The organism is Pseudomonas sp. AN-1 (genome assembly GCF_034057115.1).
In the GTDB taxonomy this organism is placed as follows: domain Bacteria; phylum Pseudomonadota; class Gammaproteobacteria; order Pseudomonadales; family Pseudomonadaceae; genus Geopseudomonas.
On the sequence record NZ_CP139195.1, the window covers coordinates 1,289,768 to 1,307,923 of the forward strand.

The following is an 18,156-nucleotide window of genomic DNA, read 5'->3' on the forward strand; positions in this document are numbered from 1 at the left end:
CACTCAACATGAAGAACCTGCGTCAATTCCTTCCGGATAACTGGGGGCTGGTGTTCTCGGCCTTTGCTGCGGCATATGGTGTCGGTCTGCTGCCATTGCTGGCGTTGCCCTTCCTGATCAGCGCGATCATGAACGACCTCAAGCTGGATGCCGCCCAGTCCGGCTTCCTGATGTCCGCCGAGTTCGTGTTCACCATGCTCGCCTCGCTGGTGGTCGCGCCGGCCATGGGCCGTGCGCCGCGACGCACCTTGGCGCTGGGCGGCGCCGTGCTGGTGATCGGCGCCAACATCGTCTCGGCCTCGATCCAGGACGTCTACTGGCTGGCCGCGGTACGCTGCCTGGCCGGCATCGGCGCCGGCCTGTGCCTGGCCTGCGGCAACGCCTCGGTGGCGAGCGCCAAGGACCCCGACCAGGCTGCCGGGCACATGAACATCCTGTTCGTGGCGCTGATGGCCATCGTGATGATCGTGTTCGCCGACGCCATGGCTAAGCACGGTCTAGCCGGCCTCTACTACGCCATCGCCGGGACCAACGCACTGATGCTGGTGCTGATCGCCTTCATGCCGCAGCGCGCCATCCTCCACGCCAATGCCCCCGGCTTCCAGCACGGACGCGAGCACCGCAACCTGTTCTCGGTGACCGCGGTGTGCATGATGGCGGCGATGTTCTTCTTCTCGATGCGCGACACCATGGGCTGGGCGTTCGTCGAACAGGTGGGCATCAGCGTCGGCTACAACGGCGAGGAGCTCGGCAATCTGTTCTCCCTGCAGTCGGTGATCGGTTTGCTCGGTCCGCTGGCCGCGGCGATGATCGGCAAGCGCTTCGGCATGAGCACCCCGGTACTGTTCGGCATATTCAGCACCGGCGCAGTCAGCCTCGGCTACGTGCTCGGCGAAAGCTCGAAGGAGATGTACACCATCGCGGTGATGATGATCTCCACCACCTACTTCTATGCGCTGGCCTACCTGACCGCCCTGGCTGCCTCGCTGGATCAGGAGGGTCGCATCGCCGCCGCCTCCGGCGCCTTCCTGACCCTCGGCATCGCCGTCGGTCCGGCCTTCACCGGCCTGCTCGCCGAGAGCGGCGGCTTCACCCTGGTCGGTTGGGGCATCACCGCCGTGGTGCTGCTGACCGCGCTGACCGTGCTGGTGCCGCTGGCTGCCGTGCGCCAGCAGGCCAGCATCGCCTCCCCGGCACCCTCCGCGGCCTGATCCCGCACGCCTGCGGCGCGCCCTCGCCGGCGCCGCGGACTCTCCTTCTTCGACATCCCGAGGCATCGCATCGATGAAAAGACTCGCATTGGCCGGTCTGGCCAGCCTGCTCGCCACCAGCATTCCCGCTCAGGCCATTCCGCTCAGCGACAGCCTGGAGCTGACCCTGACCGCCGAAGCGGTCAGCGACTACCGCTCGCGCGGCCAGTCGCAGACCCTCGGCGATCCAGCCCTGCAGGCCTCCGCCACGCTCACCCACGACAGTGGCCTCTACCTGGGCGCCTGGGCCTCCAACGTCGACTTCGGCAACGACCTGAAGACCCGCCTGGAAGTCGACTACTACGCCGGCTACTTCTGGCAGATCCACGACGAGGTCAGCCTCGATCTCGGCTACGTCAAGTACGCCTACTCCAAGGAAGGACAGCTCAACTACGCGGAGAGCTACGCCATCCTCAGCGCCTACGGCGTGCAACTCGGCCACCAGTACGCCAGCGACTATGCCGGCGACCAGGCCTACAGCTGGTCATACCTCGGCTACGAAACCAGCCTGCCGGCTGACATCGGCCTGGCACTGCGCTATGGCCTGGTCGACTACAAGGATGAGGTACTGGTTTCCAGCTCCGGCAATACCCGTTCGACCTACAACGAATGGGAGGTGAAACTGACCAAGGACCTGCTCGGCGCGACCTGGGGAATCGCCTATGTCGACACGGACATGAGCAAGGCCGAATGCGACAACTTCCTGGGTTACGACGACCTCTGCGAGGCCACCGCCGTGGCCAGCGTCAGCAAGAGCTTCTGATGCCCTATCCGGCTGGCTACTGGCGTCAGTAGCCAGCCATCCTCATCCGCCGCCAGACTGACAATCCACATCAGAATGGTGAATGCATGTGAAAGCGCCGACTCCTGTAAAATGAACGCCTTTCTGTGCTGAATGCTGCTTCTGACTCTTGACTGCAGAACATCTCAGACTTGCTCATAAGCAGCACCACTACAGCCCCAGCCGACTCCTATTATCCACCTGCGCGACTTACCATCCCGGATAACGCCCCCAGATCGCCCGCTCCAGGTCACTCCCACCGCCCTGATACTGCTCGGGCACCGCGCCGATATCCCGCGCCACCTGCTCGATCACCTCGCGTAATTCCAGCTTGTCCAGCCAGCGGACGGGTACGGCGTCGGGGCCATGAATCAGTCCCAGGAAGTGCCCGGCGATCAGACCGGTGCTGTCGCTGTCGCCGCTGTGGTTGACCGCCCAGACCACGCCCTGCTCCAGACTGCCCGCCGCCAGCGCGCACCACAGGCCGATGGCCAAGGCCTCCTCGGCCACCCAACCGCCACCGAGCTGTTCGATGCGCCGCGGTGTTGGCTGCAGGCCTTCTTCGTGCAGCCTGAGCACCTGCTCGACGATCTGGCGGGTTTCCTCCATACCGGGCTGGTCGCCGTGGGCAGTCAGGCTGGCGCGGGTGGCTTCGGTCAGGGGCAGGCCTTCCTCCCAGATCCGCGCCAGGATGTCGGCGAACAGACCGGCGGCCTGGTAGCCGGTGGGGTTGCCGTGGGTCAGGTGCGCGGATTCGGCGGCATTGGCGAAGGCATCGGGGAAGAAGGCGCAGGGCGCCACGCGCATCACGCCGCCGCAGCCCTTGCTGTCGTTGTCGGCCAGTTCGCCGAAGTGGCGGCTGGCGCGCAGAGCGGACAGGCAGGTATTGCCGGGCGCGCGACGCGACCACAGGCGCCGCTCGGCAAACAGCCAGCCATCCTGTCCCACCTCGGTGGCGGCGCGCTCGCCCTGAGTCAGCAGCCAGCGCAGCAGCGCGTGGTGGATCACGCCCGGCGGATGGCAGATCCCTCGCGCCACACCACGCACTTGGGCACGCAGCAGGCCCTCGGCGGTGAACAGCATCATCTGGGTATCGTCGGTGATGGCGCCAAGCTGGCCGTAGGCCGGCACGAAATCGACGATGCCGCACTCGCCGAACTGCTGGCGGATCTGCGCCCAGGCGAGGAACTCGACTGGGGCGCCGAGGGCATCGCCCACTGCGCCGCCGAGCAGGCAGCCGAGGATGGCGTCGGGTGAGCGGGGTGACATGCAGGCGCGCGTCCTTTCGGATCCGGGCATGACTGATCTCTCCATGAAGGATGGGGATGATCAGTATGCTCGCCCTACGCGACAGCCTGCGTCGCGCCCGCCCCATCCCGACGCCTCGCGACACAAGCTGTCGCTGCCACCCGATACCCTGCCAGCGTCCTCACCTTTGCCACGGCCTGAGACAGGAGTCCCCCATGAACAACGCAGTGACCGCACTCCCCCCGAGCACCCTGGACGATGATCTGCAGTCGCACGGCTGGCACAGGTTCCTGAGCGACCTCGCCCCTGCCGGGGCATTGCAGGACAGCGCCGCGCTGCCGGATGGCACCAGTCCGCCACCGATGTCCGGCTCCAACCGGAAGCCCCTGCCGCAGTGGATCGCCAGCGACCTCGCCAGCGGCAACATCGGCTGCGGCTTCGGCGACCTGCTGGAGCTGCCGCTGTGCCTGCGCAATCCCGGCAGCGCGGCTCTCGTCTGGAATCACTGGTACGGCAGCCAGCGCCAGGTCACCCGGGTGATGGACCTGCTGCTCAAGGTGCGCACCCCGGAAACCGCCGCCTTTGCCCGCAATGCCCAACGTTCCAGCCCGGCGGTGGTGCTGTCGATGCTGCTCGGCAATCCCCGCCTGGGGGAGCGTCTGCTGCGACAGCTGTCACCCGCTGATCGGGAGCAGGCCGATCCGGCGCGCCGTCTGGCCGGCCAGTTGCGCAGCCTGCTCGGCGAGGCGCATGGGGAACTGGCACGCCAATGCCGCGACGGCACCGCTGTCGGGCTGGCCGGGCGCATCGAGACACACTGGCCGTGCATGGCCTGGCTGCATGAGCAGGGTGCCTATCTGCCCCATCTGGTCGAGCCGCTGCTGCAGCTGGGGCTGCTGCGCGAGCGTCTGCAGGCCGGCGCCTGGTCGGGAGCCGAGCGTGGGCGCGCCCTCCTCGCTGCCAGCTTGCTGCTGCATGCTCTGCCGCCGCGCCTGGCCGCCCTGCTGGCCATCCATGCCCCGCCGTTCAGGGAGTGCGGTGCGCAGCCTTTCCACTTCTTCGGCCTCAACGGCGAGACGTTCGACCCGGCACGCCCGGCCTGGGAGCAGATGGACGCGCAGGTGGCCCGCGACACCCTGGCCTACCTGCTGTGCGCCGACGCCAGCAACCGGAGCGAGGACCCGGGCACGGCGCTGGATCAGGTGCGCCAGCTGGAGGCCCGTCTGGTCCAGCACGGCAGCCTGCCGCGCACCTTCGCCAACCTCTACCAGCGCTTCTGCAACGAGGACGCCGGGCCGCGCTACGCGCAGCTGCGCGAGGCCTTCGTACGCTACAGCGCCGCCCTGGAGATCAAGCTGGAGGCCGGCGCGCTGCCGGCGCAGCTGATCGGCCGGCCACTGCCGTTCGAGCGCATCGCCGACCACGCGGCCCTGCAACAGCGCCTGCGTGCGCTGATCGTGCAGGAAGCCGAGTGCATCGACATCCCCGGACTGCTCGCCGCCAGCCAGCAGCGTCTCGACCGTCTGCAGGCCATGCACGCGCAGATCGTGGCGCTGGGGCAGACGCCCTCGGTCTCCGGCCTGCTGAAGATCGCCGAGCTGGCCGAGGCCGCCCGCCAGGAAATCCTCGCCAACCGCGACTGGTTCACCCGCTCGCTGGCCGAGACACGCCCCTATGTGGCGCTCTGGGAAGGCTTCTACGAGGGCATCGACAAGCTGCAGCGGGCGCGGAACAGCGATCGGCGCGAGCGCCCGAGTGCCGGGCCGCAGGCCAGCCTCCCGGCCCCGACAGCCAGCAGCGAAAGCGCGGTCATCCTGCAACTGCGCCAGCAACTGCACGACGCCCTCCACGCGGCTGCACAACTGCGCGTGGAACTGAAGGATGCCCGCGGCGAACAGCACCGTCTGCAGCGCATGGCCGAGGCGGTCGGCGCCCTGCCCCCACGTGTCGCGGCTCCTGCGGTCGATACCACCCTGCTGCGCCGGGTCGCCAGCGCCCGCGACAGCCTCAGCCCCAGCGAGGTACTGGCCTATTTCAGCCAGCTCGCCGGTTCGCGCCTGATGGTGCTGGACAGCGCCTGGGACTCGGCAGCCGAGTATCCGGGCCAGTTCGTGGCCAGCGAGCGGCTGTTCGATCTGCTCGACAAGCTGCTGTTCCCCTACCTGGAAGCGATCAACGCCGGCACCCCGGATACCCAGGCGCGCGGCATCTTCGGCAGCAAGGCCTACTGCGCCAAGGAGTCGGAGACCACCCTCAGCGACGCCCGTCTGCGCGCCCTGCGCGAGTTCAACTGGCAGGGCGAGAAGCGGCTGTTCGTGCGCCATCTGCGGGTCAGCAACCAGACCGGGCTTGAAGGCATGCGCGTGTATTTCGATATCATCGACAGCCAGGTGGTGATCGCCTACGTCGGCCCGCATCTGCCGGTCAGCACCAGCAACTGAACCCTCAGCTCAAGGAAGAACCATGTCCGCCACCGCCACCCGCAACACCATCAGCCGCCAGTGGGAGCTGCTGCGCAGCCTGCCGGCCCGTCCGCCGGGCATCACCGCGCAGGAACTGGTCGACCTGCTCGACGATGCCGGTTTCACGGTCAGCAAGCGCACCGTCGAGCGCGACCTGATCGAGCTGTCCAGCCTGTTCCCGCTGCAATGCAGCGACAAGAGCACGCCCTATGGCTGGTACTGGACACCGGGCGCCACCGCCGAGCTGCCCGGCCTGACCCTCAGCGAGGCGCTGACCCTGCGCCTGGTCGAGGACAGCCTGCGCCCGCTGCTGCCCGCCTACCTGCTGAAGAGCCTGGAACCGCGCTTCGCCCAGGCCCACCACAAGCTGCAGGCGCTCGGCGACCAGGTGCCGGCTGCGCGCTGGATCGACAAGATCGCCAGCGTCCCGCCGGAGCTGGCGCTGCAGGCACCCGAGATGAACGGCGAACTGCTCGAACGCATCCAGCAAGGATTGCTCGAGGATCGCCGGCTGGGCTGCAGCTACTTTGCCGCGCACAGCAACAAGACCCGCGAACTGCAGCTCAACCCGCTGGCACTGATCCAGCGCGGCAACATCACCTACCTCGCCGCCATCGTCGACCCCTACGAGGACGTGCGCCTGTTCGCCGCGCATCGCTTCCAGCAGGTCGAGCTGCTCGATGCCCCCTGCCGCCGACCGGACGGCTTCAACCTGGACGAGTACATCGCCGGTGGCGCCCTGCAGTTCACCAGCCCGGGCGCGGGGATGATCGCGCTGCGCGCCTGGATCAGCGAGGAACTCGCCCGCCAGCTGCGCGAAACCCCGCTGACCGACGACATGCATCTGGAAGCCGATGGCGACGGCTACCGGCTCAGCGCCACCCTGCAGGACAGCTGGCAACTGCGCTGGTGGCTGCTGTCGCATACCGGAAAGATCGTCGTACAGGAACCACAGGGGTTGCGCCAGGAGCTGCAGAAGCAACTGGTGGCTGGCCTGCAGATGTATGGGGATGACGTTTCGTCGCCTGCCGTGGAGAAGGCTCAGACAGAAATGAGCTGAACTGACCGGACCGGCCTCCGCTGGCAGGCCGGTCCTGGGCTGAGCCAGTTCGGGCTCCCGTCGCTTGAGCCAGGCCTGAGCGGCCTGCTGGCAATCGGAGGTCTGGCTTCCTGATAGACCTGATCGGTGCCGCATAGCAGCGATGCCATCCTTGCAGCGCCGTTCAGGTCATGGCGGAAGTTCTGCATGGCTCACCACCGGCAGCATGCGCAGGACCTTCCACTTGTCTGGTGCGAAGCGGCGGATCAGAGGACCGAGGTTCTCGCCATGGTTGAGCCGGTTGACCACGGTGTTGAGCTTGAGGCGCAGGCCGGGGTTGGTCTGGCGAGCATTGGCCAGGCCGGTCGCCAAGTCGAGCAGCCGGTCGCGGCGGTCGACACGGCCGATGGCGCGATTGGTCGCCGGACAGGCCGAGTCGATGCTGATGCCCAGCCAGCTCAGCTGCGGAGCCAGTCGGTCCAGCAGCCCATGATCGAGGTGACTGCCATTGCTGATCAGCGAAACCTCGAAGCCAAGGGCACGGGCCTGGCTGACGATGGCGGGCAGCTTGTCGGCGTGCAGCAGCGGCTCGCCACCGGCCAGGTTGAGGCGGACGGTGCTCCAGTTCATCCGCCTGGCCAGCGGGTTGGTGCGGTTGGCCGGCCGGAACGCCATCGCGGCGGCCCCATGGCAAGCTTGCCCTGCGGGCGGAAGCGGTATTCACCATCCAGCCAGTCCCATTCCGGATGACCGCTTGGCAAATGCCGAAGAGAGTTCGAGAATGCCCCATCGATCAGGGAAGGTCACTGGAGCAGGATTTGGTGATGTGCGACTCGTCCTGGCAGGCGGCCTCAGCTGACCTGTTCCGCCACGCGACTGCCGACAAGGCGGCCTTCTATCGCACCATCATGGCGGTGTTCGCCGCCGCCAAGCGCCAGTACCGTCTGCAGCTGCGGCCCGACGAAGTATTGGCCGAAGCGAACTGGGGGAGCCGAACACCGCCGGCGCAGGAGGAGGTCGCCGCCGCGCTGGCGCAACTGGCTGCCTGGGGCAATCTCGAATCGCAACCGGACATGACGCGCGTGTCCACGCTCAACGACTATTACCGCGCACGCTTCCTCTATCGGCTATCGCACGGTGGCGAAGCGGTGGAGGCTGGCCTGGCGGCATTCGCGCAAAGCCTCCACCACCGCGCAGAACTGCAGACAGTCGCGCTGGAGGATATCGACAGCCGTCTGCATGCCCTGCGGCGCCTGATGAGCGAGGCGAAATCCAGCGGCAACCTGGATACTGCCAAGGCACACGAGATCCTGCGCGACCTGGTACGGGTGTTCGAGAGCCTTGCCGACAATGCCCAGGCGTTCATGGCTGGAGTGGCACGCAGCCTGGAACTGCAACAGGCCGACGCGACCACGCTGGTCGCCTACAAGCGCCGGCTGATCGACTATCTCGAGCGCTTCATGGGCGATCTGATCCGCCGCTCCGATGCCATCGCCCGCACGCTGCACGAATTGTCCACCTCTATCGACCAGGTCCTGCGCCAGGTCGCCGTACGTGAGGCGCGTGACGCCGCACCCGACGGCAGCGCCGAGTCGACGGAAGAAGCGCAGCGTCGCCATGATGTCTGGCGCGAGCGCTGGAGGGGATTACGCGGCTGGTTCCTGGCCAGCGGCAACGAACCGCCCCAGGCTGAGCTGCTGCGCGCCCGGGCGCGCTCGGCGATTCCGCAGCTGCTGGGTGCCATCGCGGCGATCAACGAGCGACGCAGCGGGCGCAGCGACCGCTCGGCCGATTTCCGTGTCCTGGCACAGTGGTTCGCCGCCTGCGATAGCGACGACGATGCCCACCGCCTCGCGCATGCGGCATTCGCGCTGCAGCCGGCGCGGCATTTCTCGCTGGAGGTTGCTGACGCGGACGATGTGTCGGCGAGCGCCTCCTGGCTGGATGCACCACCGCTGGTCATCAATCCCCGCCTGCGCGAGTACGGCGAAGCCGCACCGCGCGGCACGCTGGCGAAGGTACGGGACCGCAGCCGGGATCGTGCGCTGATGGCACGGCAATTGGCGGAAGAGTCGCGCCAGGTCGAGGCCGCGCGTCGCCGCCTGGCGACCGGTCGGCCGATTCGCCTGTCGGAGCTGGGCGAACTCGACACGCATGCCTTCGGCCTGTTCCTGGGCCTGCTCGGCGAAGCACTGGCCGAGCAGCACGATCCGGACAGTCCGGTCGAGCGCCAGACCGGCGACGGTCTGCTGCACATTCGTCTGGAGCCCCTGGCCGAGGGCAGTCGCGCCCGAATCTGCACACCGGCCGGAGTGTTCTCCGGTCGGGATCATCTGTTGACGATCCGGCTCAGCGAGGAAACGTCATGAACAGCCCCTCGTCCCGCCGCGGCGCCCGACATGTCGGAGAAGCGCAGAAGGCCCAGCAACAGGACGAGTTCCGCCGAGCGCTGCGCAGCCTGCTGATGCGCCCGCTCATGCCGGCGGACCACGCTGACTTCCCTGCCGTCCGGCGCCAGGCCGAACGCCTGCGCGAGTGGTTCGCCCGCGAGACCGGCTGGCCGTTGCATGTAGATCGCGAGGGTGCACGCCTGCTCAAGCGCCCGGCCGATCTGTCCGACCCGACCCGCGGCCTGCCGGACTACGACCGGCGCCGCTACGTACTGCTGTGCCTGGCAGCGGCGGTGCTGGAACGGGCCGATCCGCAGATCACCCTCCGGCAGATCGGCGAGCGGATCGTGCAGCAAGCCGCCGGCCCGATACTGGAGGCCCTGGGCTTTGCCTTCACCCTGCACGGTGCCGCCGAACGGCGCGAGCTGGTCGCGGTGTGCCGCACACTGCTGGAGCAAGGCATCCTCGAACGGGTCGCCGGTGAGGAAGAAGGCTTCGTCCAGGACAGCAGCGGGCCGCAGTCCGACGCGCTCTACGACATTCACCGCCGCCTGCTGGCCGGCCTGCTGGCGGCGGTGCGCGGCCCTTCGACCTGGAGCAGCGAGGAAGCACCGGGAAGCACCGAGGCACGGCTGCATGCGCTGGTGACCGGCTTTACGGTGGACAGCGAACAAGGCCGGCGCGATGCCATACGCCACCATCTGGCGCGACGACTGCTCGACGATCCGGTGCTTTACACCGACACCCTGGACGAGGAGGCGCGCAGCTATTTCGTCAATCAGCGCGGCATTCTCGCCGGCCGTCTCTGCGAAGCCACCGGACTGGTCGCCGAACAGCGCGCCGAAGGCCTGGCGCTGATCGACGAGAGCGGACAACTGACCGACGTGGCCATGCCCGCCGAAGGCACCGAGGCCCATGTGACCTTGCTGGTGGCCGAGCATCTGGCCCGGCGCCTGCGGGAAACCCGCGTCCCGCAGCATGTGGCCGAAAGCGACATCGCCCTGTTCCTGCGCGGGGCCGCGGGACGTTATGGCCATTACTGGCGCAAGTCGGCGCGCGCATCCGGTGCCGAACACGAGCTGGCGGCAATCGCCATCGCGCGTCTGTGCCGTCTGGGCCTGATGCGGCGCGACCAGCGCGGCGTGCTCCCGTTGCCCGCCATCGCCCGCTTTTCCCTCGGGCAGACCGAGGTGCGCAACGCCCGGAGCGCCGAATCCCTGTTTCTAGCCGAGCCTGATGCATGACCAGCGATCTCTTCAGCACCGCCTGCCGCCCCGCACTGCCCGAGCCCCGGCGCGAACGCTGGCAACCCCTGCGGCTGGGACTCGTCGAACTGTTCCACTACGACAGTGAGGAATTCTGGTTCCACGACGGCCATTTGCTGCTGCGCGGCAATAACGGCACCGGCAAGTCCAAGGTGTTGTCGCTGACCTTGCCGCTGCTGCTGGACGCGCAACTGCGTCCGTCCCGTGTCGAGCCCGATGGCGACAGCGGCAAGAAGATGGCCTGGAACCTCCTGCTGGGCACCTATCCCCGCCGTATCGGCTACAGCTGGATCGAGTTCGGCCGGCGCGACCGTGATGGCCGCCCCCGCTACCTGACCCTGGGGGTCGGCTTGTCGGCAGTCGATGGACGAGCGCAGGTGGACGGCTGGTTCTTCATCATCGAAGGCGACGGCACGACGGCGGACTCTCGTATCGGCGAGGACCTGTGGCTGACCACCGCCGAACGGCATGTCCTCACTCGCGAACGCCTGCGCGATGCACTTGCAGGGCGAGGGCAGCTGTTCGAAAACCATCAGCTCTATCGCCGCGCCGTGGACGAACGCCTGTTCCAGCTGGGCACACGGCGTTATGACGCACTGATGGATACGCTGATCCAGCTACGCCAGCCGCAGCTGTCGAAGAAACCCGACGAGACCGGCCTGTCCAACGCATTGAGCGAGTCACTGCCTCCGCTGCCCGCCGAACTGCTGGGCGATGTGGCCGAGGCGCTCAACCAGCTGGAAGAGGATCGCATCCAGCTCGAAGAGGCTCGCCGGCTGGAGCAGACCGTCACCCAGTTCGAACAGCGCTACCGCACCTACGCCGGCATGCTGGCAAGACGCCAGGCACGCGAACTGCGCCAGGCCCAGACCGCATTCGACAACGCCAGCGAGGCACGCAACCGGGCGCAGGACGAGCTCACCAAGGCGCAGGGCGATCAACATGACGCCAATCTGGCATATCAAGCTGCAAAGCTGGCGTATTCGGCCGCGGATGAGAAGGTGGATACGCTGCAGAGCGACCCCACCAACCAGGACGCCAACCGTCTCGCCCAGGAACAGGAACATGCCACCGAGCGGCTACGTGCGGCCCACGCGGCGGCCCGCCAGCGCGACGAAGCCCAGCGCAAGCTGAACAACGAAACCGAACTTGGACGGCAACGGAGCGCCCAGGCCAACCAGGCTCGCGATGAGCTGGAAAGGGCGCGTACCCGCACGCGGGACAGCGCCGAGGCGATCGCCCTGGCCGCAGACATTGCGAACAACCCTCTGCTCCACCTTGAAGTCGAGGCGCTGGCAGCCCACCCGCAGGAGCATCGGGCAGCCGGGGAGGCTCTGCGCAGCCTGGTGACTCGTCGACGCCAGGACATCGCCCATCTGCAGCGGCGCCATGCCGAGGTCGGCCAGCGCCGAGCGGTACTGGCGAGCAAGCAGGAAAACCTGCGGATCGTCAGCGACGAACTGGACGCCGCGCTGGCGCAACGCGAGCAGGCCGACCGACAGGCCGAACAGCAGGGCAGCGCATTGCTCGAGGCCTGGTCCGCGCACTGCGCTCAGCTCGCACAACTGCGCTTCGAGACAGAGCAACCCTTGCTCCGACTGGCCGAGTGGGTGGCCCGTCCGGAAGGCGAAAACCCGGCACAAACGGCACTGGACAGCACCTGGCAGACGGCGCTGCGGCGATACGCAGCACGACAGGCCGAGCTGGATGCCAGGTCCGCGACCTTGCTCCAACAGCTCAGCGATATCGAGGAGGAGATCGCCCGCCTGACCGCCGGCGAGGATGCGCTGCCTCCCGAGCCTCCCACCCGGGCCGGCGCCGTGCGCCTGCAGCGGCAGGGCGCACCGCTCTGGCGCCTGGTGGATTTTCACCCGTCGCTGAGCAGCGCAGAGCGTGCCGGACTGGAAGCCGCTCTGGAGGCCAGCGGCCTGCTCGATGCCTGGCTGTCGCCGGATGGCGCACTGAACGACAAGGACGGCGCGCCCCTGCTGGATTCCAGTTGGTGCCAGCGCAGGCCGTTGAACGCTGCCAACCTGAACGACGCGCTGGTTCCCGCGCTGCCCGAGGCCTGCCCGATCACGGATGCGACCCTGAGTGCAGTGCTGGCGGCAGTGGCTTATGGTGCAGAGGAGCCAGCCGGTGCCGAGGCCTGGCTATCGCCGGATGGCCGCTATCGTCTGGGGCCGCTGGCCGGGGCCTGGACAAAGCCCGAGGCGAACTACATCGGCCGCCGCGCACGGGAGCTGGCCCGGCAGCGCCGGCTGGAGACGCTCGCCACCTTCCTGGCCGAGCTCGATGTGACCCAAGCACAGCTCGCACGGCAGTACGAGACGCTGGCAGCCGAGCGCAACCAGGCCGAACGCGAAAGACAGACAGCACCGTCCGAGCGGCCGTTGCACGAGGCGATTGCCGCCGCCCTGCAGGCCGGCCGTGCTGCCGAACAGGCCCGACAGCGTCTGCTCCTGGCCAAGAGGCTCAGCCAGGAAGCCGAAGATGCCTTGCAAGCCGCGCACGAGCAGTTGCTGGGCGACGCGGCCGACCTGCGTCTGCCGTCCGAAGCCGAGCAGCTACCGGCCACCGAAGCGGCCCTGGATCTCTTCGACAAGGCCCAGGCGCACCTGCTGGAGGCGGCGCGCGAATGGCAGCGCGCCCGGCCCGATCAGCTCCTCCAGCAACAACGCGAAGACGAGGCGCGCCTGGCGCTGGAGCAGGCCGAGGAAGCCCTGGTGCTCGCCGAGGAGCAGGCCGAACAGGCCCGGGTCCGCTTCGAGACGCTACGCCAGTCGGTTGGCCAGCAGGTGCAAGAATTGCAGGGCAAACTGGCCGCCGCGCGCGCCGAACGCAGGCAGGCCGAGCAGGACGTCGAGATGCGCCGCGAGGCGCTGGGCAAAGCAGACAACCGGCTGGCCGTAGCCCAGGCGCACGCCGAACGGGCCGAGCAGGCCCTTGGCGAGCGTAGCGACGCGCGCGCCACGTCCGTCGATCGACTTCGCCACTTTAGCGCCAGCGGCCTGCTGGCGGCGGCGTTGCCCGACCTGGAGCTGCCCGAACACTGGAGCATCGACCCGGCACTGAACCTGGCCCGACGCATCGAGCAGGCTCTGACTCACATCAGCGATGACGAGACCACCTGGGGCCGGGTCCAGAAACAGATCGCCGAAGACCTGAGCGAACTGCAGCGCGGGCTGAGCGCCCTGAACCATCAGGCCATCGCGGAACCCAACGATTGGGGCATCACCGTCACCATCCAGTACCAGAACCGCGCCGAGCGCCCCGATACGCTTGCGCTGCTGCTGACCGAGGACATCGCCCAGCGCAGCGAACTGCTGACGGCGCGCGAGCGCGAAGTGCTGGAAAACCACCTCCAGGCGGAAATCGCCGCCGAACTCCAGCGCCTGATGCGGGCTGCCGACGACCGCGTCAAGGCGATAAACCACGAACTGCACAAACGCCCGACCACCACGGGTGTCCGCTACCGCCTGCTATGGGAGCCGCTATCCACCGAGGAAGGCGCCCCGGCCGGCCTGGCGGCCGCTCGCCAGAGCCTGCTCAATACCAGCGCCGACCTGTGGTCGACCGAGGACCGGCGCACGGTAGGCATGATGCTGCAGCAGCAGATCGCCGCCGAACGCGCCCAGGCCGATGCCGATAGCGCCGGCAGAAGCCTGCTCGACCAGCTCGCCAACGCGCTGGACTACCGCTACTGGCACCGCTTCCGCATCCAGCGCCAGCAGGACGGCCAGTGGCGCAAGCTGTCCGGCCCGGCCTCCAGTGGCGAACGCGCACTGGGTCTTACCGTACCACTGTTCGCCGCCATCGCCAGTTTCTACGGCCACGGTGGCAGCCCACTGGCGCCACGCCTGATGTTACTCGACGAAGCCTTCGCCGGCATCGACGATACCGCCCGAGCCCACTGCATGGGGCTGGTTCGGGAGTTCGACCTGGACTTCGTCATCACCAGCGAACGGGAATGGGCCTGCTACGCGGAGCTGCCTGGCGTATCGATCTGCCAACTGCAGCGCCGCGAAGGCATCGACGCGGTGTTCGTCTCACGCTGGACCTGGGATGGCCGCTCCAGGCGACTTGGAGAAGACCCTGAGCGCAGGTTCCCCCTGGCATGACGATCACAGCCGACCCACGCCTGCAACGGCTGCTCGGCGGGCCAGGACTGGCGGCCTTGCGTCAGCGCCTGCGGCGCCGTTACGAACTGGCCGAGACAGGGGCGGAGCCGTCCGCGATTCACTTGAGCAACCTTGAGCCGGGAGAGTACTCGGCACTGTGCCAACTGACCGGCCGGTCCTCGCGCATCGCGCGCTCGATGACGCTGGACATAGCCGACCTCAATGGGCGTCTGCGCGCCGCCGGGCTTGCCAGATCGCTGAAGGACGCGCTGGAACGACTGGACGGCACCATCGTCGCGAAAGCCAGTCTGCGCAAGACACTTTCGACGCAATGGTCGGCGCTGACGGCATCGGCTGCAGCCGAAGGCAGCCCTCTTCTACGCGCCTGGCTGCAAGACACCACTACGTCCAGCCCTCTGCTCAAGCGTCTGGGAGGCCATCCTGCTCGCGCCACACAGTTACTAACCGCGGCTGACCGCGTGCTCCGCCGCCTGCCTGCGCAGGGAGTGCCTCGCTCGCAACTGGCCGCCGAGACCCTCGGCGATGCCCATGCGCTGGATGCCGGCCGCCCTGTGGCGGCCCTGGTACTGTCGGCGTGGCGCCTGCATAAGCGCTCCGGGACGTCCTCTGCAGACGCAGCGACAGATGAAACCAGTGGCGGCGCCGAAGAGCGCCTGCGCGAGGTCTGGTCGAGCGCAGGCGTTCTCGTCAACGAGCTGGCCCGCCCCGCGCTGTTCCTCAACCTGCCATCGACAACGGATGCCACTCGCACCTGGCTGCCTGGCGAGCCTGGCTACCTCTCGCTGCGTCAACTGCTGCGCCAGCCGTATACCTGGCAGGTCGCCGGTCGCCATGTCTATGTTTGCGAGAACCCGAACGTCGTCGCCATAGTCGCCGACCGCTTGGGCGCCGACAGTGCCCCGCTGGTCTGCACCGACGGCATGCCCGCAGCCGCCCAGCGAGTTCTGCTCGACCAACTGACCGCTGCCGGCGCACGCCTGCACTATCACGGCGACTACGATTGGCCAGGAATCGCCATCGGCAACCATGTCATACGCACCTGGAAGGCGACTCCTTGGCGATTCGGGCATGGCGACTACCTCGAGGCGGTTGCAACAGCGCCTGAGCGACCGTGCGACCTGGATCCCGTCGGGGTAGAAGCACTATGGGACGGAGAACTGCGTGCGACGATGATCGCCCACGGCCTCGCAATCGCCGAGGAAGCCGTTGCCAGCATTCTGCTTGAAGATCTGGCCCAGCCGGGTCGCTCAACTTGAAACCGGGCATGCGGAACTTGCGTGCCATCGGGGAGCGGCCCGTGCTGTTCTCGCCAGTGGCGCCGCTGACCGGCGCCAGCGGGTTGGGCTGGCCGTACCCTCACACGCTCGCCTGAAGGAGGCAGGACACTTCACCGTTATCCTGCATCCCCCGATCGAACCGCCTCACAGTGAAACCTCACCAACCGCGCCCCGAAGCGTTCCAGCTCGTCCGCACTCAGCTCACACCCGCGCGCCTCGGCCGGCAGGTCGAGGATCAGGTGGTGGTACTGCGCGCCACGGGCGCAGAGTTCGGCCGCCAGGTGGACCGGCAGGGTGCCGTAGACCACATCCCCCGCTCCCACCTGCTCGGGGTCGAGATGCGCGACCTGCCGATCCACTGTCCACCCCTGGCGTTCCAGCCATTCCCGTGCACCGGCATGGCGACTGACAAACCAGCACTTGCTCATGTCTCCCTCCCTCGACGACTTGCCGCATCCCCGGCCCGATCCCTCACCTCCCCAGCCAGGCACAGCTAGCCGGGAAAGCACTTGAAGCAACGTCCGTGTTCGACGTGGCGATAGCGCCCGATGTAACCCCTCCCGCCGCAACGACTGCAGTTCGGGTTGGCCAGGCCTGTCGACCTGGGCTGCGGCACCCTCCCCATCGCCATTGCGACCTCCTGCTGATACTCCCGGGACCAGGAAGCCAGCAGTTCCTCGAACTGTTCCGGATCATGGGCATCGATGCCCATGCCTTCACAGAAGTCCTCCCAATCGCTCATGCGCGCTCTCCTCGTCTGCGTGACAAGCCGGTGTGAGGCACATGTTGCCGCGGCCTGGGGCTGCTTCCCGGCCAGGCAAGCTTGCGAGCCCCTGCCTTGCACAGCGAACAGCCCACAGTGGCTCCATCGAGATCGCGGAGCTGCAGCATGCCCGGAGCCACCCACCCTGCCGGCAACAACGCGCACGGCTTTGCCACCTGGATCCGCCAGACGCAGCTGAACGACTGGCGACACCTGCTCATCCAGGCCGGAGACGAGATTGCCCATATGGCCGGCGAATCCGGCATCGACTGGAATACGCTGCGCCAGCAGTTGCCCGCCTGCGGCAGCCTGCTCAAGGGCAACCGGGTTCCGGTGCTCGCCCCGCGCGACCGCGGGCGCAACGCCTTCGTCTGGCACCTGAACACCAACCGCTACGGCGATACCTGGCCCTGCCTGGTGTTCATGAGCTTCCGTCACGGCGGCGTCCATCAGATCTTTCATGGCTATCGCTGGGCCTGGCTGCGCTTCACCTCCGGCAGGCCGTTCACGACCAGCCACGCCATCGCGCTCTCCCCCTCACGCAGCGAGGAGGATCGTCAGCGCGAGCTGCAGGAGGCACGCTGGCGCCTCGAGAGATTTCAGCGCCACTGCCGGCAATGGCACGCGACCGAAGTCCCGTCACCAGACCACCCCCTGCTGGCCAGGCGCCTGTGCGGTCACGCCTCGCCCGAGCTGCTCGGGCGCCTCAGCCTGCGCAGTTTCCATGGACGATATGGCGAAGGATTGATGGTGCGCCTGCTGAATCACCAGCACGGCCACACCGGCTTCCAGCTCCTGCACGCCGCACCGCTGGATGCCAGCGGACGCACCCAGGAACTGGTGATCCGCCAGGCAGGCATGAAGCGCGGCTCCTTCGCCTGCATCCACGCCACGGCGGGGCATGAAAGCTGGCCGGTGGCGATCTGCGAGGGCGTGTTCACAGCGCTCAGCGTGGCGCTGGGCTGGCCCGGGCCGCTGGCCATCGCCCTGGATGCCGGCAACCTGGCCAACGTGCGGCAGATGATCCAGCGCCCCTGCGTGTTCTTCGCCGACCACGATGCCTGGGCGCGGCGCAACACCGGCCTGCTGCACGCACAACAAGCCTGCCGGCCGGGCGACCGGGTGCTGCTGCCAGTGTTTGCCGCCGGGCATGCCGAGCACCAGCCGACCGACTTCAACGACCTGCTGCGACTGGCCGGCCATAGCGAACTGCTGCGGCAGATCCGCGATGGCTGGCCGCGAGCCAACTGAGGAGATCCGCCATGTCCCGCGTACTGATCGGCTACGACATCCACCGGAACGCCCGCCGGCGCCAGGCGCTGAAGACCCTGCGCGCGCTCACCGCCTGCTACCAGAAGTCCTTCTTCGACTGCGAGCTGACGCCGCGGGAAACCGCAGCCCTGTTCACGACACTGACCGAACGCCTGGAGCCCGAGGAAGACGGACTGATCTTCGCCTGGATTCACCCCGCCCACAGCAGTGCGCTCGGCCAGCGCTGGGCGCACGGCGGGCAGAGCCTGTTCCTGGTCAACTGACGCG

At 67.7% G+C, this 18,156-nt stretch carries 14 protein-coding genes; 10 read left to right on the forward strand and 4 right to left on the reverse strand.

Translation table 11 applies throughout. The features are described from left to right. The first annotated feature begins 8 nt into the window (after positions 1-8). Both SK095_RS05785 and SK095_RS05790 read left to right on the forward strand, forming a co-directional pair. The gene (locus tag SK095_RS05785) at positions 9-1,211 is read left to right on the forward strand and encodes an MFS transporter (protein ID WP_320548198.1); all 1,203 of its coding nucleotides are present in this window, start codon (positions 9-11) and stop codon (positions 1,209-1,211) included. A 73-nt stretch (positions 1,212-1,284) separates the two neighbouring features. Next, complete coding sequence (locus SK095_RS05790) at positions 1,285-2,013, forward strand: TorF family putative porin (RefSeq protein WP_136491512.1); 729 nt, start codon at positions 1,285-1,287, stop codon at positions 2,011-2,013. 228 nt (positions 2,014-2,241) lie between these two features. Here SK095_RS05790 and SK095_RS05795 read toward each other — a convergent pair whose 3' ends face one another. Continuing rightward, a complete protein-coding gene (locus SK095_RS05795; protein WP_320548199.1) occupies positions 2,242-3,300 on the reverse strand; it encodes an ADP-ribosylglycohydrolase family protein in 1,059 nt (352 codons plus the stop codon). Positions 3,301-3,494: 194 nt separating this feature from the next. Here SK095_RS05795 and SK095_RS05800 point away from each other — a divergent pair, with 194 nt between their 5' ends. Both SK095_RS05800 and SK095_RS05805 read left to right on the forward strand, forming a co-directional pair. Beyond that, on the forward strand, positions 3,495-5,720 hold the full coding sequence (locus SK095_RS05800) for a hypothetical protein (RefSeq protein WP_320548200.1): 2,226 nt from the start codon (positions 3,495-3,497) through the stop codon (positions 5,718-5,720). 22 nt (positions 5,721-5,742) lie between these two features. Further along, complete coding sequence (locus SK095_RS05805) at positions 5,743-6,801, forward strand: helix-turn-helix transcriptional regulator (RefSeq protein ID WP_320548201.1); 1,059 nt, start codon at positions 5,743-5,745, stop codon at positions 6,799-6,801. Between the two features lie 168 nt (positions 6,802-6,969). On the opposite strand, the gene SK095_RS05810 is transcribed toward SK095_RS05805, so the two are convergent. Beyond that, positions 6,970-7,455, reverse strand: a complete 486-nt coding sequence (locus SK095_RS05810; protein WP_320548202.1) for a radical SAM protein — start codon at positions 7,453-7,455, stop codon at positions 6,970-6,972. Positions 7,456-7,604: 149 nt separating this feature from the next. On the opposite strand from SK095_RS05810, the gene SK095_RS05815 reads away from it, so the two are divergent. Genes SK095_RS05815 through SK095_RS05830 form a run of 4 tightly spaced genes read left to right on the forward strand, consistent with a single transcriptional unit; the run spans position 7,605 to position 15,833 of the window. Further along, on the forward strand, positions 7,605-9,149 hold the full coding sequence (locus tag SK095_RS05815; protein WP_320548203.1) for a TIGR02677 family protein: 1,545 nt from the start codon (positions 7,605-7,607) through the stop codon (positions 9,147-9,149). Beyond that, positions 9,146-10,414 carry a TIGR02678 family protein gene (locus SK095_RS05820; protein ID WP_320548204.1) on the forward strand — a complete coding sequence of 423 codons (1,269 nt, stop codon included), beginning with the start codon at positions 9,146-9,148 and terminating at the stop codon, positions 10,412-10,414. Before SK095_RS05815 ends, SK095_RS05820 begins: the two co-directional genes overlap by 4 nt. Then, on the forward strand, positions 10,411-14,556 hold the full coding sequence (locus SK095_RS05825; protein WP_320548205.1) for a TIGR02680 family protein: 4,146 nt from the start codon (positions 10,411-10,413) through the stop codon (positions 14,554-14,556). Before SK095_RS05820 ends, SK095_RS05825 begins: the two co-directional genes overlap by 4 nt. Continuing rightward, on the forward strand, positions 14,553-15,833 hold the full coding sequence (locus SK095_RS05830; protein WP_320548206.1) for a TIGR02679 family protein: 1,281 nt from the start codon (positions 14,553-14,555) through the stop codon (positions 15,831-15,833). The genes SK095_RS05825 and SK095_RS05830 overlap by 4 nt, the downstream gene beginning before the upstream one ends. Before the next feature lie 137 nt (positions 15,834-15,970). Here the strand turns inward: SK095_RS05830 and csx16 are convergent, their stop codons facing one another. Further along, complete coding sequence (gene csx16, locus SK095_RS05835) at positions 15,971-16,282, reverse strand: CRISPR-associated protein Csx16 (RefSeq protein ID WP_320548207.1); 312 nt, start codon at positions 16,280-16,282, stop codon at positions 15,971-15,973. A gap of 65 nt (positions 16,283-16,347) precedes the next feature. Then, entirely contained in the window at positions 16,348-16,596 is a 249-nt protein-coding gene (locus SK095_RS05840; protein WP_320548208.1) for a hypothetical protein, read from the reverse strand. Between the two features lie 147 nt (positions 16,597-16,743). Here SK095_RS05840 and SK095_RS05845 point away from each other — a divergent pair, with 147 nt between their 5' ends. Both SK095_RS05845 and SK095_RS05850 read left to right on the forward strand, forming a co-directional pair. Further along, positions 16,744-17,868, forward strand: coding sequence for a hypothetical protein (locus tag SK095_RS05845; RefSeq protein ID WP_320548209.1), 1,125 nt, complete (start codon positions 16,744-16,746; stop codon positions 17,866-17,868). A gap of 11 nt (positions 17,869-17,879) precedes the next feature. Further along, complete coding sequence (locus SK095_RS05850; protein WP_320548210.1) at positions 17,880-18,152, forward strand: CRISPR-associated endonuclease Cas2; 273 nt, start codon at positions 17,880-17,882, stop codon at positions 18,150-18,152. Positions 18,153-18,156 lie beyond the last annotated feature (4 nt).